21 protein-coding genes are annotated in these 22,829 nt (G+C 37.3%); 11 read left to right on the top strand and 10 right to left on the bottom strand.

Features of this window, described 5'->3' with window-relative positions; all coding sequences use genetic code 11:
* Positions 1 to 228: 228 nt before the first annotated feature.
* The 4 genes from MKX39_RS02195 to MKX39_RS02180 all read right to left on the bottom strand — a co-directional run bounded on the left by MKX39_RS02195 (position 229) and on the right by MKX39_RS02180 (position 6,595).
* Entirely contained in the window at positions 229 to 1,623 is a 1,395-nt protein-coding gene (locus MKX39_RS02195) for a SpoVR family protein (RefSeq protein WP_340761338.1), read from the bottom strand.
* On the bottom strand, positions 1,623 to 2,780 hold the full coding sequence (gene yhbH, locus MKX39_RS02190; protein ID WP_340761337.1) for a sporulation protein YhbH: 1,158 nt from the start codon (positions 2,778 to 2,780) through the stop codon (positions 1,623 to 1,625). Before yhbH ends, MKX39_RS02195 begins: the two co-directional genes overlap by 1 nt.
* Before the next feature lie 876 nt (positions 2,781 to 3,656).
* Positions 3,657 to 5,552: a PrkA family serine protein kinase gene (locus tag MKX39_RS02185; RefSeq protein WP_093536100.1), complete on the bottom strand. Its 1,896-nt coding sequence runs from the start codon at positions 5,550 to 5,552 to the stop codon at positions 3,657 to 3,659.
* A 158-nt stretch (positions 5,553 to 5,710) separates the two neighbouring features.
* Positions 5,711 to 6,595 carry a DUF4349 domain-containing protein gene (locus MKX39_RS02180; RefSeq protein ID WP_340768109.1) on the bottom strand — a complete coding sequence of 295 codons (885 nt, stop codon included), beginning with the start codon at positions 6,593 to 6,595 and terminating at the stop codon, positions 5,711 to 5,713.
* A gap of 196 nt (positions 6,596 to 6,791) precedes the next feature.
* Between MKX39_RS02180 and hutU the strand changes: the two genes are divergently transcribed.
* From hutU to MKX39_RS02155, 5 genes are all read left to right on the top strand, one after another.
* The gene (gene hutU, locus MKX39_RS02175; RefSeq protein WP_093536104.1) at positions 6,792 to 8,459 is read left to right on the top strand and encodes a urocanate hydratase; all 1,668 of its coding nucleotides are present in this window, start codon (positions 6,792 to 6,794) and stop codon (positions 8,457 to 8,459) included.
* Between the two features lie 5 nt (positions 8,460 to 8,464).
* Positions 8,465 to 9,724 carry an imidazolonepropionase gene (gene hutI / locus MKX39_RS02170; protein ID WP_340768106.1) on the top strand — a complete coding sequence of 420 codons (1,260 nt, stop codon included), beginning with the start codon at positions 8,465 to 8,467 and terminating at the stop codon, positions 9,722 to 9,724.
* A gap of 39 nt (positions 9,725 to 9,763) precedes the next feature.
* Complete coding sequence (gene hutH, locus MKX39_RS02165; RefSeq protein ID WP_340768105.1) at positions 9,764 to 11,272, top strand: histidine ammonia-lyase; 1,509 nt, start codon at positions 9,764 to 9,766, stop codon at positions 11,270 to 11,272.
* A 121-nt stretch (positions 11,273 to 11,393) separates the two neighbouring features.
* Entirely contained in the window at positions 11,394 to 11,567 is a 174-nt protein-coding gene (locus MKX39_RS02160; protein ID WP_175496213.1) for a hypothetical protein, read from the top strand.
* 736 nt (positions 11,568 to 12,303) lie between these two features.
* Positions 12,304 to 12,438 (top strand): sporulation histidine kinase inhibitor Sda, encoded by a 135-nt coding sequence (locus MKX39_RS02155; protein WP_093536110.1) that lies wholly within the window; start codon positions 12,304 to 12,306, stop codon positions 12,436 to 12,438.
* Positions 12,439 to 12,531: 93 nt separating this feature from the next.
* On the opposite strand, the gene MKX39_RS02150 is transcribed toward MKX39_RS02155, so the two are convergent.
* The 5 genes from MKX39_RS02150 to MKX39_RS02130 form a co-directional block, all read right to left on the bottom strand.
* Entirely contained in the window at positions 12,532 to 12,738 is a 207-nt protein-coding gene (locus MKX39_RS02150) for an alpha/beta-type small acid-soluble spore protein (RefSeq protein WP_093536112.1), read from the bottom strand.
* A gap of 99 nt (positions 12,739 to 12,837) precedes the next feature.
* Positions 12,838 to 13,632, bottom strand: a complete 795-nt coding sequence (locus MKX39_RS02145; RefSeq protein ID WP_093536114.1) for a VLRF1 family aeRF1-type release factor — start codon at positions 13,630 to 13,632, stop codon at positions 12,838 to 12,840.
* Between the two features lie 145 nt (positions 13,633 to 13,777).
* Entirely contained in the window at positions 13,778 to 15,817 is a 2,040-nt protein-coding gene (locus MKX39_RS02140; protein WP_340768104.1) for a Na+/H+ antiporter, read from the bottom strand.
* Positions 15,818 to 15,878: 61 nt separating this feature from the next.
* A complete protein-coding gene (locus MKX39_RS02135) occupies positions 15,879 to 16,841 on the bottom strand; it encodes an MBL fold metallo-hydrolase (RefSeq protein ID WP_340768103.1) in 963 nt (320 codons plus the stop codon).
* A 176-nt stretch (positions 16,842 to 17,017) separates the two neighbouring features.
* On the bottom strand, positions 17,018 to 17,275 hold the full coding sequence (locus MKX39_RS02130) for a hypothetical protein (RefSeq protein WP_093536120.1): 258 nt from the start codon (positions 17,273 to 17,275) through the stop codon (positions 17,018 to 17,020).
* 146 nt (positions 17,276 to 17,421) lie between these two features.
* On the opposite strand from MKX39_RS02130, the gene MKX39_RS02125 reads away from it, so the two are divergent.
* From MKX39_RS02125 to qoxD, 6 genes are all read left to right on the top strand, one after another.
* A complete protein-coding gene (locus MKX39_RS02125; protein ID WP_340768101.1) occupies positions 17,422 to 17,643 on the top strand; it encodes a small, acid-soluble spore protein tlp in 222 nt (73 codons plus the stop codon).
* A 375-nt stretch (positions 17,644 to 18,018) separates the two neighbouring features.
* Complete coding sequence (locus MKX39_RS02120; RefSeq protein WP_340768100.1) at positions 18,019 to 18,324, top strand: YunC family protein; 306 nt, start codon at positions 18,019 to 18,021, stop codon at positions 18,322 to 18,324.
* A 257-nt stretch (positions 18,325 to 18,581) separates the two neighbouring features.
* Positions 18,582 to 19,502 (top strand): cytochrome aa3 quinol oxidase subunit II, encoded by a 921-nt coding sequence (gene qoxA / locus MKX39_RS02115; protein WP_340768099.1) that lies wholly within the window; start codon positions 18,582 to 18,584, stop codon positions 19,500 to 19,502.
* 46 nt (positions 19,503 to 19,548) lie between these two features.
* On the top strand, positions 19,549 to 21,498 hold the full coding sequence (gene qoxB, locus MKX39_RS02110; RefSeq protein WP_093536128.1) for a cytochrome aa3 quinol oxidase subunit I: 1,950 nt from the start codon (positions 19,549 to 19,551) through the stop codon (positions 21,496 to 21,498).
* A complete protein-coding gene (gene qoxC, locus MKX39_RS02105; protein WP_093536130.1) occupies positions 21,495 to 22,091 on the top strand; it encodes a cytochrome aa3 quinol oxidase subunit III in 597 nt (198 codons plus the stop codon). The genes qoxB and qoxC overlap by 4 nt, the downstream gene beginning before the upstream one ends.
* 1 nt (position 22,092) lies before the next feature.
* Positions 22,093 to 22,374 (top strand): cytochrome aa3 quinol oxidase subunit IV, encoded by a 282-nt coding sequence (gene qoxD / locus MKX39_RS02100; protein WP_093536132.1) that lies wholly within the window; start codon positions 22,093 to 22,095, stop codon positions 22,372 to 22,374.
* Positions 22,375 to 22,465: 91 nt separating this feature from the next.
* On the opposite strand, the gene MKX39_RS02095 is transcribed toward qoxD, so the two are convergent.
* The gene (locus tag MKX39_RS02095) at positions 22,466 to 22,699 is read right to left on the bottom strand and encodes a hypothetical protein (RefSeq protein WP_340768097.1); all 234 of its coding nucleotides are present in this window, start codon (positions 22,697 to 22,699) and stop codon (positions 22,466 to 22,468) included.
* Between the last annotated feature and the right edge of the window lie 130 nt (positions 22,700 to 22,829).

Here is a 22,829-nt window from a genome sequence, read left to right as displayed (position 1 = left end):
TTTTGATGTCTATTTTTTACTAGTCGAGCAGAACGGAATCTCTAGACTAAGCTGAATTGAGTTTCTCTCCAGCGACAGGAATCTCCCAGACCTAGGATCAACTGCACACGCACCTTGGAAGAGATACTGCCTTGGTACTTTTACGCAGTCTATTTGAGTACTTACATTTTATATTTTCTCGTGCCATAAATAAAAAACGAGATCCTATGTCAATAGGACCTCGTTTTATCACATGTTCATTTTCGAAACTTTTTTCCCATCAAAAGTATACAATACCTGTTTTTCATCTACTACTGTTTCCATATGAATTGTTCGCCCCCATAATTGATGAATATATGGCAGAACGTTTTCTAAATAATGTGGATCGAGTTCCGTCCCTTCAAATCCATGACGTAAATACAACTCTCCTAGCCTCATATAGTCCCCATTTTCTACTACGATATATGGAAAGCTTCCATTCACTCGCATGGAGACAAGCTGATCACGTACATTTTCATAATCCTTATCCGTTATTTCATAGTTCCCATTCTTTTTTTCAAATAAATATAAATCTTCCTGCTTCACTAAATCCTTCGTTAAGTAATTTCGGATAAAAGATATGTCCGATTCTATTTCTCTTACTTCAAACATTTTCTCCCTACCCGAATTAACTTTAATTCCTAAATCTTTCATTTCTGCTGTTGGATTATTATATCTATTTTCTATATCTTCAAAAATTTTCACACCTAAATAATATGGGTTAATGCCGGTTTTGGAAGGTTGCACTACATTTGCATTTAACTTTGCGAACTCTATTGTTTCATCGCTCGTTAAATCCATTTCTCTTAATATCCGTTGATGCCAATAGGAAGCCCAACCTTCGTTCATAATCTTTGTTTCTAGTTGCGGCCAGAAGTAGAGCATTTCCTCCCGCATCATCGTTAATATATCTCGTTGCCAATCTTCTAACTCACTGCTATATTCCTCAATAAACAATAGCAAGTCTTTTTCAGGTTTCGGAGGGAACTTTTTACGATACGGAAGTACCAATTTTGATTTATCTTCTCTATGATCCAACTTCCACAAATCATCATATTCTGTTTTTCGTATGACATCGACTTCTTCTTCATCCTCATAAACTGGCAATTTAGGTCTCATAATAGAAGGGTCAATATGTTCCTGAATTGCTAATACCGCATCTAAAAAACTTTCTACTTCATCTTTTCCATACAGTCTCTCATACTCTGCAATACGTTCTGCAGTTGCCGTCATGCTCTCTACCATGTCTCTTCGTGTATTAGAAAAACGTACATTATGTTTAAAAAAGTCACAGTGAGCAAGTACATGTGCAATGATGAGCTTATTTTGTATGAGGCTATTTGTGTCCAATAAGAACGCATAGCAAGGATCTGAATTAATGACTAACTCATAAATTTGGCTAAGCCCAAAATCATATTGCATTTTCATCTTATGAAATTGTTTACCAAAACTCCAATGGGCAAAACGTGTGGGCATGCCGTACGCGCCGAATGTATAAATAATATCTGCTGGGCAAATCTCATATCTCATTGGATACGTATCAAGGCCAAATGCAGTGGCAATTTCGGTAATTTCCGCAATAGCATGTTGTAGTTTTTTCTCCATTACTTGACTCCCTTTTGAAAAATATGCTTCAGCGCTTCGTAAACATCTTGATTTTCCTTCAACACATAGTATCTAAACTTAGGACTTTCAATCTTTTTATAGGTGTTCATTAACGTAGAATATCTGCTATGCGCATTTACTTCCCCATAGCCAAAGATACTAGAAACCTCCATCAGTTCATTCACTAGTTCAATGCATCTCATATTATCACTTGTCATATTCTCTCCATCAGAAAAATGGACAGGGTAAATATTATATTTAGATGGACTATACTTCTCTTTTATAAGCTCTAGTGCCTTCATATAAGCAGAAGAGCAAATTGTCCCTCCGCTTTCTCCTTTAGAAAAAAATGCTTCCTCTGTTACAACCTTTGCTTCTGTATGATGGGCAATAAATTCAATTTCCACTGTTTCATATTGGGAGCGTAAAAACCTTGTCATCCAGAAAAAAAAGCTTCTAGCACAATACTTTTCAAAGTTACCCATCGATCCACTTGTATCCATCATTGCTAATACAACTGCTTTCGACTCAGGTTTTACTACCTCATCCCAAGTTTTAAAACGCAAGTCATCTTGATGAATAGGCATTATTTCTGCCTTCCCTTTCATTGCATTTCGCTTAATAGCAGATATAATAGTTCGCTTTTTGTCTATATTGCCCATTAGGCCTTTTTTTCGTATATCGTTAAATGTAATATGTTCTGTTGTTATTTCTGTCTGTTCCTTTTGTTCTAAATTAGGTAGCTCCATTTGGCTGAAAAGTTCCTGCTCTATTTCTGCAATGGATATCTCTGCTTCATAATAGTCTTGACCTGCCTGGTCACCAGCCTGTTTCCCTTGACCTGCTTTTCCCTCTTCATCACCTGAACCTTTAGCAACTACGTCTCCTACTTGGCTTTTCCCATCTCCTTGCCCCACATGCTTCGATGAATCATAGTTATAGCGGATTTTATATTCATCTAGTGAGCGAATCGGAATTTTGATGACTTCTCGTCCATTAGACATGATGATATTTTCTTCACTGATCAGATCAGGCAAATTGTTTTGAATTGCTTCCTTCACTTTCTCCATATGGCGTTGTTGGTCTTGGTGTCCTTTTCGATGTAAAGACCAGTTTTCCTGAGAGACGACAAATTGTTTAGTTTCTTTGTTCTCCATTTTTCTCAACACCTACCTATTTTTTATCATATGCCCGTTTGTCATTCTTATTGCAGATGAATTTGAAAAATGTAGGGGTTGATAGTATAAAAGATAAGAAAAAAGACATTCACATACCGAAAGACCGGTGATGGAATAGACTTTTTCAAAAGAAAATTTTGAAGAATAGAAGCTATCCATTAAAACTGCTGATTTCCGTTTCAGGTTGAGAACAAAGACTAAGTGCGCCACCTCGTGTGGCAACGCCTTCGTGACCAACATCCTGTTGGCCTCCGCGGGGTGAGCGATGGGCTAGCACCGTCTCTAACGCGTCGTTGTGATATCTCATCTGTCTCACTCATCCCACCGGAGTCGCTACCTTTCACTTCAATCAATTTAACGTGTAGTTTTAAATTATATGATTTAGCAGAGCGTATCGCTTAGATGATAAGAGTAGTCAAGGTTAATAATGTGATAAAACCATCTGTTAAATTTGGAAGGCTATTATGTAATGAAGAATGAAGAAAATAAATTCTATTTTATCTAGTGGAAAAAAAGAGAAATATTAAGTGTTAACTAAATAAAGAAGTGAGCTAGCTCACGAAATTGCATATTCGTGCGCTTCTTCTTTAAATAGAAAGGGAACTTTTTCTCTAGTTATCCAAAAATGCACTGTCCTGTTTCTAAGAGTTGTAGCAGGGCGACGGATAGACAAACGCCACAAGGTTACCGAAAAATTGGGATGCTGGCTGGTTGTGACGGACATCACAACCAGCCAGCATCCCTAAAAATTCACTCGGTAATCGTATAGCAAATCGTCTATCCAAAGTCCTTCGAAAACGATAGAAACAGGTTTTGACCAATCATTTAGCTATACTATTGGTCCTTCACCTATGCCTATCGATTAAGCAAACTACCAACATATTTCAATAGCTCATTAGCTGAATTGGAATTGTATCCATGTTCATCTATTAATCTTGCCACTACTTCATTTACTTTCTTTAGATGGGCTTCATCTGGTGTTTTTGATGAAGTAGTAATTTTTACGACATCCTTTAAATCCGCAAATAATTTCTTTTGGATAGCTTCACGTAGTCGCTCGTGCGAATTATATTCAAAACGCTTCCCTTTTCTTGCGTATGCCGATAATCGGATAAGGATTTCTTCACGGAATGCTTTTTTCGCATTTTCGGAAATGCCGATTTGTTCCTCAATGGAGCGCATCAGCTTCTCATCCGGGTTCATCTCTTCTCCTGTCAATGGATCTCTCATTTTGTTTTTATTGCAAAATGCTTCTACGTTATCTAAATAATTATTCATCAGTGTAATGGCAGACTCTTCATACGAGTACACAAATGCTTTCTGTACTTCTTTCTTAGCAATTTCATCGTATTCTTTTCGAGCAATCGCTATATAATTCATATATTTTTCTTTGTCTTCATCAGAGATCGATGCATGTTGATCAAGCCCCTCTTTTAAAGAACGCAACACATCTAGCGCATTAATCGATGGAATTTCTTTTCGTATTATGGCAGATGAAATACGGTTGATCACGTACCGTGGATCAATACCGTTCATCCCTTCATTTTGCGATTCTTTCTTCAATTCTTCCACATCAATGTCGTTAAATCCTTCCACATTTTCCCCATCATATAGACGCATTTTTTTGACTATATCTATTCCTGTCTTTTTCGGAATCTCCAGTCTCGTCAGTATAGAAAAAATTGCTGCTGCTCTTAATGCATGTGGAGCAATATGAACATGTGTCATATCGCTTTCTCTAATCATCTTTTCATATATGCGCTCTTCCTGGCTGACCTTTAGGTTATAAGGAATCGGCATGACAATAATTCTTGAATGCAATGCTTCATTCTTTTTATTGGCTATAAATGAACGGTACTCCGTTTCATTCGTATGGGCTACGATCAATTCATCTGCACTGATTAACGCAAAACGTCCTGCCTTAAAATTTCCTTCTTGTGTTAATGATAATAAGTGCCATAGAAATTTTTCGTCCAATTTGAGCATTTCTTGAAATTCCATCATTCCACGGTTCGCCTTATTCAACTCTCCGTCAAAGCGGTATGCACGAGGATCTGATTCTGAGCCATATTCTGCTATTGTTGAAAAATCAATCGATCCCGTTAAATCCGCTATATCTTGAGATTTAGGATCGGAAGGAGTGAACGTACCAATTCCTACTCGTTTATCCTCAGAGAAGAAAATGCGCTCCACCAGGACATCTTCTACACGCCCGCCGTACTCACTTTCGAGCCTCATGGAGTTTAATGGTGACAAACTACCTTCAATACGTATTCCATATTCATCAAAAAAGTCTTTTCGTAAATGCTGCGGGATTAAATGCAATGGATCCTCATGCATTGGACAGCCTTTTATAGCGTAAACCGCACCTTCATCAGTACGAGAGTATTGTTCAAATCCTCTTTTTAGAAGCGTTACAATAGTAGATTTCCCACCACTTACTGGACCCATTAATAATAAAATTCGTTTTCTAACATCTAGTCTTTTGGCAGCGGGATGAAAGTATTCTTCTACTAATCGCTCTAGTGAATCTTCTACTCCAAATATTTCATTTCCAAAAAAATTGAATTCTTTTTTGTTATCTAGTTCCGTTACACCTGCATTTTTAATCATGCTATAAACTCGTGCATGCGCCGTTTGGGCAACCTCTGGACGTTCCTTCACAATCGCTAAAAATTCTTTAAACGTACCTTCCCACTTGAGCTGGTTCTCTTCTTCTCGATAATTTCTTACCTTGTTTAAAATGTCCATGTTTCCCTCCATTCATGGGAGTTATTTATACATAGTATGAAGTTTTAGAAATTATGATACCTTTTTCTTTACACGAATAAAGCATCTCTTTGAAAATCAAGAGATGCTTTGTTCATTGTTTTACGATATGCTCACCGTTAGAATAGCGATTAAAATTATTATTCTTTTATTTTCCTTTTCTTAATAATCCAAAAAACTGCAACTGCAATAATTGTTACAAGTATTAACACTGGTAAGTTACCTACTATAAATACGATTATTCCTGAGCCTATTGATAACAGTGCATTGGTACTTGTTATAAATTGTTTTTTCGTTTTTTCCCATGTGTTCAGATCTTTGTTTTCTATTTCTGGAATGATGACTCGATTTTCAAACATAGTTAGTTCGATAGTGGAAAAAGATGTTTGGTTCTCCAAATATTTTATTTTCCCTACTAATACCTCTATTTCTTCTTGGACCTTTGCAAGGTCGCTAGAAATTTTTAGTAAATCCTCTGTTTTTTCTGCATCTTTCATAAATGCTAGTAAACGTTCTTCCACTGCACGTTTCGATTTCACGCGAGAACTTAGATCTACATATTGCTCAGTTACATCCTGACCAGTGACGTTTTTTTCTAAAACTTTAGATGCCTCTAATTCCGCTTCAGACAAAAACGTTTCAAAATGCTTCTCTGGAATTCGCACTATCATTTTCCCTGAACTTGTTTCATCAGATTCCAAATACACGTTGGACTCTACAATATAACCTCCATAATCCTTCACCCTTTGCTCCATATTATGCTGAGCCTTCTTTAAATCCTTTACATTCGTGCTAATTCTAGCCTGATGAATAATCATTCTAGTGCTAGGTGCCGCAGTTTCTTCAGCTACACTTTCCTGTTCCCTCTCCGCATCAACACTTTGCTCTTCTTTAGTTTCAAATTCTGCCGAATCCGATGCTCTATCTTCTGTACTCATTTTAGCTAACTCTTCATCGCTACTACTACAGGCTGTTAATATAACGAAAAGACTTATGGTAACCAACAATAACCAAGCTTTTTTCAATATAATTACCCCCTTATATATGTCTGAATAATCAGACGAATTATGTATAAAAGAGTTTCATACCAACTTCTCGATACACTAGCACACTAGTAAAGTACCCCGTTAGCAGAGGAGAAATTTTCATTTTTTTCACGAAACCCCTTAAATAGTTTAAATATTTAGATAGAATAGGAGTAAGAATTGAGGAGGTATTTAAATGGGTACAGCAAACGATAAGGTAATTCGTTATAGAGGAACCAAGTTGAATACGAAAGGTTGGCTGCAAGAAGCAGCTCTTCGCATGCTTATGAACAATTTAGATGCAGAGGTAGCAGAGCATCCCGATGACTTAGTTGTTTATGGTGGGATCGGAAAGGCAGCTCGGAATTGGGAAGCTTTTGACGCAATAGTTCACTCGTTAAAGGAATTAGAAAATGATGAAACTTTGCTTGTCCAGTCTGGGAAACCAGTAGCGGTTTTTAAATCTCACATGGATGCACCACGTGTATTAATAGCCAACTCCAACTTAGTGCCAGCATACGCTACATGGGAGCATTTCCATGAGCTCGATAAAAAAGGGTTAATGATGTATGGACAGATGACTGCCGGCAGTTGGATTTATATTGGTTCTCAAGGAATCGTACAAGGGACTTACGAAACGTTTGCTGAACTTGCTAAACAACATTTTAATGGAACGTTAAAAAATACGATTACACTTACAGCTGGGTTAGGCGGTATGGGTGCTGCACAGCCATTAGCAGTTACGATGAATGGTGGCGTATGCATTGCAATAGAAGTAGATGAAACAAGAATAGATAGACGTATTGAAACTCATTACACAGATTTGAAAGCGCATACATTAGACGAGGCTATTCAGTTAGCGGAAGAAGCAAAAATGGCTGGGAAACCTCTTTCTATAGGGTTGGTTGGAAATGCAGCCGATATTTTACCTGAACTGATAGCTCGTGGTTTTACACCAGATATTTTGACTGATCAAACTTCAGCTCATGATCCTTTAAATGGCTACATCCCTTCTCAAACTTCTCTAGAGGAAGCAAGGGATTTACGCCAGAATAATCCTAACGAATATATAAGCCTCTCCAAAACTTCTATGACTACGCATGTACGTGCAATGGTCGAGTTAATGGATAAAGGTGCAGTTACATTCGATTATGGAAATAACATACGACAAGTAGCGAAGGATGAAGGCTTTGATCGGGCTTTTTGCTTCCCAGGATTTGTTCCTGCATACATCCGACCACAGTTTTGTGAAGGCAAAGGCCCATTTAGATGGGTCGCATTATCTGGGGATCCTGAAGACATATATAAAACAGACGAAGTAATCTTACGTGAGTTTAGCTATAATACTCACTTATGCAATTGGATTAAAATGGCGCGTGAAAAAATTCAATTCCAAGGCTTACCTTCTCGTATATGTTGGTTAGGCTACGGCGAACGCGCTCGCTTCGGTAAAATCATCAATGATATGGTCGCTTCTGGTGAATTAAGTGCACCAATTGTAATAGGAAGAGATCATCTAGATTCAGGATCTGTTGCCTCCCCAAATCGTGAAACTGAAGCGATGAAAGATGGATCAGATGCAGTTGCCGACTGGCCAATACTAAATGCGATGATCAATGCAGTCGGTGGAGCAACATGGGTTTCCGTGCATCATGGAGGTGGTGTTGGAATGGGGTATTCCATTCATGCTGGTATGGTCATAGTTGCCGACGGAACAAAGGAAGCGGAAGCAAGATTAGAACGTGTACTCACTTCAGATCCAGGTATGGGTATAGTTCGTCATTTTGACGCTGGCTATGAGCTTGCAGAAAAAACAGCTCGTGCTAAAGACATCCATATTCCAATGATGAAAAAGGAGGACTAAAACAAATGAGTAAAGCAGTTTGGATAAAACACGCCTCTCAGTTAGTTACTCTGGCTAGTGAACATAGAGGTCCAAGAACCAAAGAGGCTATGAGTGAGCTCTCCATCATTGAGGATGGAAGTATATGGTTGGAAAATGAAATAATTCAAGCTATTGGCACAACAGATGAGCTTCAAATAAAATACACAGATCGAATAGATTCAGCAGAAATTATTGATGCATCCGGAAAGCTTGTCACACCTGGGCTCGTTGATCCACATACACATGTCGTTTATGGAGGAAGTCGTGAGCGGGAGTTTGAGTTGCGTTTAGAAGGCGCAACGTATATGGACATTATGAATGCTGGTGGAGGTATTCATGCGACTAGCCGCATGACTAGTGAAGCAACGGAAGAAGAGATTTTTGTACAAACAGTGAAAAGATTAGACTCCTTTTTAGCTCATGGCGTTACTTCTATAGAAGGAAAAAGTGGTTATGGATTGAATCTAGAGACAGAGATAAAACAACTTCGTGTTATGCGCAGATTACAACAAGAACACCCAATAGATATTGTTCCCACTTTTATGGGAGCGCATGCTGTCCCTTCTGACTTTAAAGGAAAGGAAGACCAATATGTCGACTTAGTTGTCAATGAAATGCTCCCTAGAGTAGCCCATGACAAACTCGCTAAATTTAATGATGTCTTCTGTGAAGTAGGCGTCTTTACCCCGGAGCAATCAAAACGAATTTTAGAGGCGGGGAAAACTCTTGGGTTAACCCCTAAGATTCATGCAGATGAGATTGAATCATATGGTGGAGCCGAACTTGCAGCTGAGGTGGGTGCTATTTCAGCAGAGCACTTATTGAAAGTATCGGATATGGGAATTGCTGCAATGGCTAAAAAAGGAGTTATCGCCTGTCTATTGCCTGCAACAGCATTATATTTACGAGAGACTGCTGCAAGGGGCCGAGAAATGATTGATGCTGGCGTACCTGTAGCGATTTCAACAGACTGCAATCCAGGATCATCTCCTACCACGTCCATGCCCCTTGTAATGAACTTAGCTTGCATTTCGATGCGGCTTACTCCTGCAGAGAGCTTGTGTGCAGCCACCTATAATGCGGCCTGCGCTATAGCAATAGAAGATAAAGTTGGCTCGTTAGAAGTAGGAAAACAAGCCGACATTGTGCTCTGGAACGTGTCAAATTATCAGCAATTACAGTATTTATTTGGGGTAAATCATGTAAATAGTGTTTGGAAAAAAGGAGTGAAAGTGGTCGGTTAAGGATGACACAAATTCAACTTGGAAAGAACGTGATGAGTCTTGATTAACTTAAAAGGAAATGGTCTTACTCTAGAACATATGAGAGCAATTTTATATCAAAATGAACAAATTATAATAGATAATAGTGCAAAAGAAAATGTTGTGAAAAGCCGAAAAGTTGTTGAACGGATTGTAGAAACTGGCCAAACTGTATATGGCATAAACACCGGTTTTGGTAAATTTAGTGATGTAAGTATAAACGATTCTGATGTTCATGCCCTGCAACTTCATCTTATTCGTTCTCATGCGTGTGGAATGGGAGAACCATTTGAAGAAATAGTTTCACGCGCAATGGTAGTACTTCGCTTAAATGCATTACTAAAAGGCTTTTCAGGTATTCGTTTAGAAGTATTAGAACGACTAGCATACATGGTTAACTATCAAATACATCCTGTAATTCCTCAACAAGGTTCACTTGGGGCATCTGGTGATTTAGCTCCCCTTTCGCACCTAGCACTTGTTTTAATAGGAGAAGGCTTTGTCTGGGATGGTAACAATCATATCCCCTCTCATCTAGTTTGGGAAAAGCATGGTTTATCACCCATTGTACTAGAAGCTAAAGAAGGTCTTGCGTTGATCAATGGAACGCAAGCAATGACTGCCCAGGGCGTTATCAATTGGTTAGAATCGGAAACACTTGCCTATCAGAGCGAATGGATTGCTGCTATGACAATGGAAGCTTTATACGGCATTACAGATGCTTTTCACCCAGATATCCATGAAGCGCGAGGTTATCCAGAACAGGTGGAAGTTGCTAAAAGAATGCTCCAGTGGCTCAAAGGCAGCCAACTTGTAACTAAACAAGGAGAAAAACGTGTGCAAGATGCTTACTCCATAAGATGTATACCTCAAATTCATGGAGCTAGCTGGCAGGTCCTTGCTTATGTAAAAGAAAAACTTGAAATAGAAATGAACGCAGCTACTGATAACCCGTTAATCCTAGAGGATGGAGAAGTAATTATTTCCGGAGGGAACTTCCACGGCCAACCTATTGCATTTGCCATGGATTTCTTAAAAGTAGCAATGGCTGAACTTGCAAATGTATCTGAACGTAGAATCGAACGCTTAGTAAATCCCTATTTAAACGAAGGACTACCACCTTTTTTAAGTCCAGAACCTGGATTACAATCTGGGGCCATGATTTTGCAATATGCAGCAGCAAGTCTCGTTTCTGAAAACAAAACCCTGGCTCATCCTGCCTCCGTCGATTCTATTCCCTCTTCCGCAAATCAGGAAGATCATGTAAGTATGGGAACTATTGGGGCAAGACACGCTCATCAAATTATCCAGAATTGCCGTAGGGTCATAGCAATTGAGGCAATTTGTGCGGCACAAGGAGTGGAATATAGAGGAAATATGCTCATGTCCCCTGCTTTACAAAACAAATGGCAATCAATACGTAGTATTGTTCCCTCCATTATAGAAGATCGTATTTTTAGTGTGGACATAGAAACAATGCATATGTATTTAAAAAAGGAAACTTCTCGTGCGTTTACTACCTCTTCTTAACACGAAGAGGTAGTTTTTTTTATAAAATGCAAAAACATCTCTTATAAAATGTTTATAACAGAATACTTTTGGGGTAAGTACTTATTAATAAACAAATAATCAGAAAATGGAGGAATTTAACATGACTGAACAATCTATAGCAGGACAAAAATGGTGGAAGATAGGTGCAGCAGCATTCCTATCTGTTGGTTTATTAGCTGGATGTGGTGATGGAGATAATGAATCCGATGTAGATGACAATATGGAAGAAGATGTAGAACAAGAATTAGAAGAGGAAGATAAAGACGGAGAGTAAATATTATTAGGAAAAATCATGACCCCCACAATTATTGTGGGGGCCATGACCTTTTTATTTACACGGACAAGTTCCTTTCCCATTTAGTTTGTTACATTTTTTACACTTTTTATTGGATATCCTATTCACTTCCTTTTATTGATTTACACCAAAATATGTATCTGTTGGATTGTCCTATTACACCTATTATTCGACATCAGTTAGAAAAAGTGACTGTGGATAAAGTTATGCACAACCAATAGGTTGTTATAACAACAATTTTGACATTAATTTGTTAGTAACTCACAACTTATCCACTGTAAGATGTGGATAAAGTTTCAGTAATCAATATTTTTGCCTCTTTTATATACTAACGGTACCCGCACTTGGATTTATTTTGACAAAACATAAAAAAATTCGATTTTTTTCATAGAAAAATGTTTTAGAACCTCGTTTCTAATGATTTTTAAGGAAAATGTTTCGACAAAATTCGATTTTTTCAAAATTGTGCATAACTTTATACACAAAATTCACACTGGTATATATAGGTTTTTTAACATTACTAACAACTTACTAACATATTACCCACTTTTCGTTGTGGATAACAGAACAGTTGTTCTCAAGTGAAATGTTTGTTAAATTAGTCTTGTGAAAGATAACGCTTAATCGCTATGACGGATTAATAAATGATGGTGTTAATCTCTAATTGTTGTTAAGCAAATTACATAATAAATATAAAACGGAGGTGCGAGGGGTTATGAGTAAAATGTCTGATGATCTTCTAATCGAGTCTTATTTAACAGCAAAAAAACTAAAACTAAATCCAGATTTTCTGGAACTGTTAGAATCCGAAATAGCTCGCCGTTGTTTGTCCATACAAAATGCTAGTTAATTACAGGTAAAGTATTCATCGTTAAAAGCTGTGGAATCCCATATAGCTTTAATAAAAAAAAGTCGGTGGATTTCTCCACCGACCTAATTGTTATTATTTGCTGAATTGATTTCCACTCATTTGTGATTGGGCTTGAGCTACTAAACGCTTAGTTATTTCTCCGCCAACGGAACCGTTAGCACGCGCTGAAGCTTCTCCTCCAAGTTGAACACCGAATTCTTGTGCGATCTCATATTTCATTTGATCAAGGGCTTGTTTTACGCCGGGTACTAGAAGTTGATTTGAATTACTGTTTGGCATGTTGTTCACCTCCTTGTAAGCTTATATTGTGTTTTTTTTCATCATTTATACTAGAGAATTCAACAAGATATTTTGGTAATATCTTTCAAGTGTTGTTGGCTACTTTTCAAGGATTTGATTGATCACTTCGTTTGCTTTACTATTGTTTAAATTTTTATAAACGCAACTTGCTGGGGAATCCCTTAGTGTATCTGTAAATGCATTCGCCATTTCTGCTTCTCCCGCTACATGATATTCTCGCCAACCTCTTTTTTTCCTTAACTGTTCAACGGTTGTCCTCATCCCTTTATAAAATGTACTTGCATTAACTCTGTAATGTGTATCTAAAACAGCAGTTTTGCTATCAGCAACGGCTCGTCTTCCTCTACTATCTATTTTGACCTTTTCATTCCATGTTTCGGAAACTGGGTCATATTTGAACGTTACATCATCACGAACAAATCCTAATGCCGTGTCTAAAATACGAACTTCCCCAAAGCTTGGCATGATTATACCCGCTTCTGGATATGCTTTGTACATATACTCCAATTGCTCTGTAACAGGATGGTCTTCCCAATAGAAATTTGTTTTTACAGGTACCTGGACATAATGAACAGACCATAAATCCTCATTTGCACTGGCAAAAATGACGGCGCCTTTACGTAACTCTAGTGAGTTTTTTTCCATTTCATTTTTTACTTTTTCCTTTACTTTATTAAATGCTTTTAGTTCTTTTTCATCACCTGAAGCTTCTATATACTCTCCGATACGCTTTAAGCCACTTTTCAGATGAATTGCCCAAGCACCATTTAGTTGTTCAGGATCAGCAGGATTGGTATTCAAATAAATACTTAAAACACTTCGATCCATACTGGTGTATGCTTTCAACGCTTCAATTTCTTTGTTTATCGTCATTCTACCTTCCTCCTTCGTCTTACTCTTCGTAGTATCACCTTTCAACAAAGGATTACACGGGAAAAATAATGATTAAATTTTGTTAAATAAATTTACTTCTGTAACAAAAAAACGCACCGACTATGTTTAGTCAGTACGTTATTCATTAATGCGTATGAATACTATTTTCTTCCATCCAATAGGCTTCACGTATATTGATATGTCTTCGCATTTTCCTAGTTATTTCTAAAGTTATTTCATTACTTTGATATAAGCGTTGAATTTCATCTCGTTCTGCCTGAAAAGCTTTATCACGGAGCTCTCTTTGTACACTTATATAATGACCAGAATCAGTCAGTTTATTGGCTAGCTTAAATTTAACTATCATTTCATTGTACTCTCCAATAAGTTGTACATGAACTACCTCGTTTTCTGGGGTCATCGTTTCTCTCAAGTACTTAATAGCAGCCTTTGCCATTTTCACTTTAAAACTTACTACTTCATGTCCTTTTTCTAAACGAATTTTGATGGAATCACGTTTTTTATTAGTGAATATCTTTAAAATGTTATAATATCCTCTTTTAATCACGGTCCAAACAAGTAACACACGATACAATAAGCGATTAGTTACAGCCACCCGCATTCGATGAATATGTTCTTCTATTAAGTTTAGTGATTCACGACCAATTTTATTATTTGTTTTTAACTTTTCTATAAAATCACTTTCGACTTCTAACACTTTCATTCGAGTGTATGTTTCTAGTTCTTTTATACGGTCTGCTTCATCTTCACTTACAAACAAAAGCTGATTTCTTATTTCATTGTATTGAGCAATAATCGAGACTGCTGCTCCATGATTTTCTTCAGTTGTCAGGTCACGCAATGTTTCAATCGCACTCTCAGCTGTTTGAAGTATAGCCAATCTTTCCATCTCTTCTTTTGCTTCCTCCGTACCAGCTTTTTCTGATTTTACTAGTAAAGGAAGGACAATACTTGCCAGTACAAGTGTTACTAAAATGACTCCTGCTGCTATGAAAATGATCAATGCACGCTGTGGAAAATCATCACCATTGGCTAGGAAATATGGAATTGTAAAGGCTCCAGCCAAAGTAACTGCACCTCGTACTCCTGCAATAGTTATAATAGCAACATAACGAAGAGAAGGTATAGTTAAATTTTGCTCCTTCATAAACCAACCAATCCACCAAGCTATATAAATCCAAAGCCAACGAAGTATTAGAAGAGCCGCAGTTATAATGAAGATATACATAATTACCTGATAATTATTAAATAACGGGCTATCAAATATTTCTTGAGAAACACTTGGAATTTGTAATCCAAGTAGCACGAATACAAGTCCATTTAATATAAATATAAGAATCGTCCAAGTACTTTTCGAGACTAATTGTAATTGTATAGCTGGTGACTGTTCACGATCTTTGAATATGGCATGTACAATACCAGCTGCTACAACTGAAAGAATTCCTGAAAGATTAACATGCTCTATTATATAAAAAATAACGAAAGGCGTTAACAGTTGAATAAGCATATGCAGCGTTACATCTTCCATACCCAAACGTCGTATAAACACTTTCAATCGAATGATTATATAGGCTAGTAGTGCACCTCCGAGAAATCCACCTAATGCTATTACCACAAAACTCACACTTGCTTCTGCTAGCGAGAAAACGCCTGTTACAGTAGCTGCGACCGCAAATTTAAATGCTACTAGTCCAGATGCGTCATTCATAAGGCCCTCGCCTTCAAGGATATGCGTAATTGTTTTTGGTATTTTCACACGACTAGATATGGCACCTACTGCCACAACATCTGTTGGCGATAAAATAGCCGCTAATGCAAATGCCGCAGATAATGGAATCGATGGTATAAGCCAGTGTATTAAATACCCTACGACTAACACAGTTAAGAATACAAGTCCAAGCGCCAACATGAAAATTGGTTTGCGTAACTTCCATAACTCATGTCTCGATACATTTTTTCCATCATAGAACAGTAACGGAGCAATAAATAGAATAAAAAATAGCTCCGGTTCTAACTCAATATGTATACCTAAAGGAACCGCAGCAAGCGAAACTCCAAGTGCAATTTGAATTAGTGGTACCGGTATAAATGGAAAAAAGTGATTAATAAAATTGGATAGTCCAATAATGCCTAACAACAATAAGATAATTAAAAAAAATTCCACCAAATGTCCCCTTTTTCTTTATATATATCAATTCTATAGGGATTATTCCGTAAATACAAATTCAATAATCGGCTTTAGCCTTATCTTGTTTCGTCAAATAATCAATTATTCCCATGGAACTTACTTCCAGATCTAATTGAATTAATCTAAATACTTCATGATTTTCAGAAATTCCTTCATTGCCCAGATGCTTTTTTACTAACTTTTCTAATCTACTAGCTAGTTCTTCATATCCTTTATCTTCCTCATAGACAGTTTCTGCTTCTGCCATAAATATATTTAACCACATCGATACTTGAGAAAGTGCTTCTTCAGGAGAATTAGTCATTCCATAATGCCCATAATAAATAGATTGGAGATTCATTTGTGCAAAAAGCTCTATTGCTCTTTGCATAGCGACTGGATTAAATTGGTTTGGTGAAGTCGATGGCAAGAAGAAGTCAACTCCATCAGATACCAATTGCTCATAGCGAACGCCAACTGTGTCCCCCGTAAACATTCCATTGCTAACAGGATCATAGATAGAGAAATGATGATTTGCATGTCCAGGAGTATCAAAAAATTTCAATATACACGTATCTCCTATTTTCAATATATCCCCATCATTTTTTATAACCATACGCTCTTGGGGAATTGGAATAATTGGATTGAATAATTCCTCAAATTTAGTCCCATATACAGCCTTTGCTCCAGCTATTAGCCTCGTTGGTTCAGCCAGATGTCTTACTCCTTTTGGGTGAACCACTAGTTGAGCATTTGGACATTCCTCCATTAAAAGGCCCGCTCCTCCAGCATGATCCAGATGGATATGTGTAACGATTATGTATTTCACCTGGTCTAATGAAAATCCTAATAACTCTAAGCCGCTTTTCACATACTTTACCGATGGGCTTGGTCCAGTTTCTACAATAGTTAGTTCTAGTTCATCGATGACATATGTACCGGTACGTTCTGACTCTCCCATATCAAATCCATCTATTATATAGATTCTCTCATTTAACTTTTTCGGATATTTATTTGTCATTGTATTCTCCCCTTTAATTACATGAATATTTAGAATATAACTCCCTTCTATTATATTAACATTTATCTGTCAGATTAATGACTTTAATACTTCGACAATATATCATCAACATGGTCTTAAGAAAAAAACCTACTGCCTGGAAAGACGGTAGGTTAGCATTTAAAAAATCCAACTTATTAGTGTAACGTATGAAGTTTTTCTACATTTTGATGTAGCTGTTCCTGAAGCGTACTGATTGGCTCTAAGTTCCCTCTACTTTCTAATGCCATTGCAATCGACTTATTGGCACGTTCAATCATGTCCTCCGCATTTTGGATAGACCGATCTGTAGGATTAGTCAAAGCTTGACCAACAGCAAGCGTCACATTATCCACAGAATTGTGTAAACGCGCAATAACATTATCTTCTTTCCAACTCATTTGCGTGTGATCCATTTAAAGTCCTCCTTCATTTGCCTTAAGGATTACTATGGCAACTTCAACCTGTATTTATTCACCCGTGGATTAACTTGGTAGTTCATAGTCTTGTTAGGTTCGGGAACACTATCTTTTGATAGCATCAATTTAAAGGAGGAAAAGATATGCCTAAAACCAAACGTGGTCCTAATGATCGGGCGAATAGTGAAGAAAGGCTTAAGAAAACAATCAGACATATGGAAGCAGCCGAAATAGCAATGGAATATGCACCGAAGGAAGATGTCGCTGCCATTAAAAAGAAAAATGAACAACGTGCTGAAAGCGTAGAAGAATTGGAAAAAGAAATAAAATCAGCAGAAAAAACAGGCTTAAAAGGTTACCTATGACACAGTGTAACCAACTAGATATGGAATATATATAGTTGGCAGTAACGTTTACATGTATCCATTGTTTTCGATGGCTTTGGACAGAACAGAGTGAAAGGGAGACGGTGAATGTCATAGCCCTCTCCCCTTTTTCTTTGAACGTCTACTTTAGCCTGTCCCTTAAAGTATCTCATTTAGGACTGGAGTCACACTCTTCCTCCTACTGACGTTACGGTACTCACTTCAAAATAGGAAAGTGCGGTCGAATGGCAATAGTATTACTCATTCTTTTCAGTAACATTAACCCAATATGCTTTCTTTAAAACCGAAAATAAACACGCTTTTTCTATCGTTTACATAAATTGTAGAGATAGTAAAAGGAGGACTGCTTAGTTCATGATTAACCTAGAACCAATTAATATCGAGGGACACACGTTTCTATCGATTTCTGTGGAACTGCCGAAAACCAACTTACTCGTTGTCACGAATGACAAAGGATATATAATGTGTGGCGCCTTAGACGTTGCACTGCTAAATGAAAAGTTAAAGGATAGAAAAGTTATTGCTGGAAGAGCTGTTGGAGTAAAAACAATTACCCAGCTTCTAGATGCACCACTCGAATCCATTACCTATGAAGCAGAAGAACTCGGCATTACTCCGGGCATGATTGGAAGAGAAGCCCTTTTAAAAATGGTAGAGTAAAAGTAAAGGCGACAGAACAACATATAGTTGTTCTGTCGCCTTTTAGTATGCTCACTTTTCCTCTATTTCCTTATATCTCCGCACACTTCACAATTACGTTACCAATTTACTTTAATTTGTTCACATCTTAATGAACGTTTTGTGAAGTTGGATTTTATCATTTTGTTTTTAGCAGTACTGGTAATAAGATAGAGGCATACAGAGACCACATCTGTTTTCTATTCGTTTATATAAATATTTTTGGAAGGGGTAGAAGAATGAAATTAAAAATGAAATGGCTCCTTTTAACCATGGTTATCACTATTACCACCGTGCTAACAGGTTGTGAACCATTATTAGTCTTAGATCCAAAAGGTCCTCAAGCAAAAACACAGGCTGACGATATTATGCTATCAATTTGGCTTATGTTAGGCATCGTCATTGTCGTCTTAGCTATTCTAGTTTTTGTCTTACTGAAATACCGCGCTTCTAAACAACCAAAAGATTACGAGCCACCACATATCGAAGGAAGCCCAATAGTCGAAGCAATTTGTATTGGTATTCCTATTATTATAGTTATCTTCCTTTCTATTGTTTCTGTGAAAAGTAACTATGAAGTCGAAGCAACTCCAGCGGGATACGAAGATCAAGAGCCTTTAGTTATTTATGCTTCTTCATCTAACTGGAAATGGCATTTTAGTTATCCAGAAGAAAATATTGAAACAGTTAACTATCTATATATTCCTGAAGATCGTGCTATTGAATTTAAACTATATTCATATGGCCCAATCACAAGCTTTTGGATTCCACAGCTAGGCGGTCAAAAATACGCTATGTCTGACATGGTTACAACTTTACACTTAGCTGCAGATCAACCAGGTGAATTTATGGGTAGAAATGCAAACTTTAGTGGAGCTGGATTTGCAGAAAATACATTTGAAGTTACTGCAATGTCCCCTAAAGAGTATATGGAATGGGTAGAGGAAGTACACGCAACAGCTTCACCTCTTACAGAAGAAAAATTTGAAGAGTTATTAGAACCCGGGCATCTTGGACGTTCTACTTATACGGGGACACATTTAGAATTTGCTCCGCCTCCAGAACATAATCACGGTTCTACTGATACGGATGAAGATGTAGATTCCGAACACCCTGAGGAACACGAAACACAAGATCATTCAGATCATTCAAATCATTAATGCTCAATGAATACACACTATTTTTTTGAAAGGAGTTACAAAAAGTATGGATTTCTTTGATCGTTTTGCAGTACCACATCCAAGCTTTTTAATATACGCTTCCATGGTTGGTATCGGACTAACTATGCTTGCGATTGTTGTAGGAATAACCTACTTCAAGAAATGGGGATACCTATGGCGCGAATGGATAACTACTGTTGACCATAAACGAATCGGTATCATGTATTTATTAACCGCATTACTTATGCTATTCCGCGGTGGCGTAGATGGAATTATGATGCGTTATCAACTTTCTATGCCTGAAAATACATTTTTAGATTCACAACATTATAATGAGGTCTTCACAACGCACGGTATCGTAATGATCCTATTTATGGCTATGCCGTTCATTATATTTTTCTTTAACTTTCTCGTTCCACTACAAATTGGAGCACGAGATGTTGCATTTCCACGCTTAAATGCGTTAAGTTTTTGGTTATTCTTTATGGGTATGGGATTATTCAATCTGTCATTTATAATAGGTGGTTCACCTGATGCAGGATGGACATCCTACTTCCCACTAGCAGGTAATGAGTTTAGTACGTCTGTTGGGACGAACTATTACATGATTGCTATTCAAATAGCTGGTATCGGTACACTAATGACTGGTATTAACTTTATAACAACGATATTAAAAATGAGAGCACCCGGCATGACTCTTATGAAGATGCCAATGTTCACATGGTCAGCTTTCATAGCAAACGTTATTATCGTTTTTGCTTTCCCTGTCTTAACAGTATTATTAGCAATGGGGACGATGGATAGATTGTTTGGCACAAATTTCTTCACTACCGATAATGGTGGTATGGATATGCTTTGGGCTAACCTATTCTGGGTTTGGGGTCATCCGGAGGTATACATTTTAATATTGCCTGCATTTGGACTTTACAGTGAAATTATTCCAACATTTGCACGACGTAACCTGTACGGATATAAATCGATGGTTGCATCAATGGTCGTTATTTCAGTCCTTTCTTTCGTCGTTTGGGCTCACCATTTCTTTACAATGGGTCAAGGACCATTTGCAAACAGTATATTCTCTATTACAACGATGGCGATTGCTATTCCAACCGGTGTTAAAATATTTAACTGGTTATTCACCTTATGGAAAGGGAAAATCGAATTTACAACACCAATGCTCTATTCGGTGCTCTTTATTCCACTCTTCACATTAGGGGGAGTTACCGGTGTAATGCTTGCGATGTCAGCAGCTGACTATCAATATCACAATACGATGTTCTTAGTGGCCCACTTCCATAACGTAATTATTCCTGGAGTAGTTTACGCTATGCTGGCTGGTATGACATTCTATTGGCCAAAAATCTTTGGCTTTATGTTGAATGAGAGACTTGGTAAATGGACTGCTTGGTTACTTACAATCGGCTTTGTATTAGCCTTTATACCAATGTATATTACTGGCTTAGATGGTCAGGCACGTCGTATGTATACGTACTCTGAATCGACTGGTTTTAGTCTACTGAACATGGTTTCATTTGGCGGTGCTGCAATTATGGCAATTGCCTTTGTTCTACTTGTTTATAATATTTACTATAGTATTCGTTATTCACCTAGAGATATCGGTAATGATCCTTGGGATGCACGTTCACTTGAATGGTCGACGCATACCCCAATACCAGAGTATAACTTTGCAATTACACCACAGGTTGCTTCTACACAAGCATTCTGGGATTCTAAGAAAAACGGACATGAGTTATTTAAAGGCGAGATAGAAAAGATTCATATGCCAAATAATAGTGGTTTACCATTTATCATGAGTTGTATGTTCTTTGTATTTGGTTTCGCTATGGTATTTAGTATATGGCCAGTGGTAATTGTCTCCTTAATCGGTATATTAGCTTGTTTAGTTTACCGTTCATTCGAGCAAGACCACGGAAGATATATATCTGTAGAAGAAATTAAAGAAACGGAAACAAGATTGCGAGGTGCTAAAAAATGAAGGTAGATAACTCGCTTCCACTTGAATATAGTACGGAAGAAAATAACCTGAAAATACTAGGATTTTGGATCTTCATCGGGGCTGAAATTATGCTATTCGCAACACTCTTCACTGCATATTTCACATTAGAAAATCGTATTGGTAATGGACCATCCGGCGCTGAAATTTTTGAAATTACACCAGTATTAATCGAAACTATTTTACTTTTGACTAGTAGTTTTACTATTGGTCTTGGTATTCACGCTATGCGGTTAAATAAGAAAAAAGCAACAATGGGATTCTTTATCATTACATTGATATTAGGAGCTGCTTTCCTAGGAGTAGAGATTTATGAGTTCACCCATTATGTACATGTTGGCGCTGGGCTTCAAACTAGTGCATTCACTGCAGCTCTACTAACAACTCTGGGAACACATGGTTTACATGTAACTTTGGGATTATTCTGGGGATTATTTATACTAATCCAGATTAAAAAACGTGGCTTAACTCCCGAAACAGCCAACAAATCATTTATTTTCTCTCTATACTGGCATTTCCTTGATATCATTTGGATCTTCATCTTCAGCTTCATCTACTTGAAAGGAATGATGTAATATGAAAGAATTATTCCCTGTTAAACAAGTAATGGGCTTTGCATTTTCAATCGTACTGACTGCAGTTGCACTTTTGGTTTACTTTACTGACATGTCCTACACTATGGGCATGACTGTGCTACTAATAACTGCTTTCGTTCAGGCAGGATTACAGGTCGTTGTCTTCATGCATGCTGGAGAAACCAAGGATAAAGGATCAATTTACATTAATATTTACTATGCTTTGATCATCGCTTTATTCACTATCTTCGGTACGCTACTTGTATTGGTTTGGGATATGTAAGTATATGAAAAGTAAAAAGGAGGATCTAGACTCTAGAGTCTGGATCCCCCTTTTTTATAGCTTACTAATTAAAACAAAAGAGAGCGTTATACTAAACGCTCTCTTTTTTAAATTTACTCGAATTCAAAATCATTTCTTCAGAAGCCACTAATATCATTCCGATTAAAAAGATAAAAACCGCTCCCATGACAACGCCAATTCCAATGCCCATAACTGTACTAAACTCACTTATTAATGATCCATATATAAAAATAGCAATTCCGATTGTAAGTAAAGTAGCTCCGACCAATTTAGTAGCGTGCAACATTTTTACGTAAGATTCCATATTGTAACACCCCTTTATACTTATATTATCCAACACGTTCACAAAGTTGTCAATTATTTTTGTCATTTTTGTGAACGGAAAATAAGTATAAAGAATTCACTTTAAATCTTCTTATTAAAAGCTATGGACG

This window comes from Psychrobacillus sp. FSL K6-1464 (genome assembly GCF_038003145.1).
In the GTDB taxonomy this organism is placed as follows: Bacteria; Bacillota; Bacilli; order Bacillales_A; family Planococcaceae; genus Psychrobacillus; species Psychrobacillus psychrotolerans.
The sequence above is the reverse complement of the archived record's forward strand: the minus strand, read 5'-3'. Positions and strand labels throughout refer to the sequence as shown.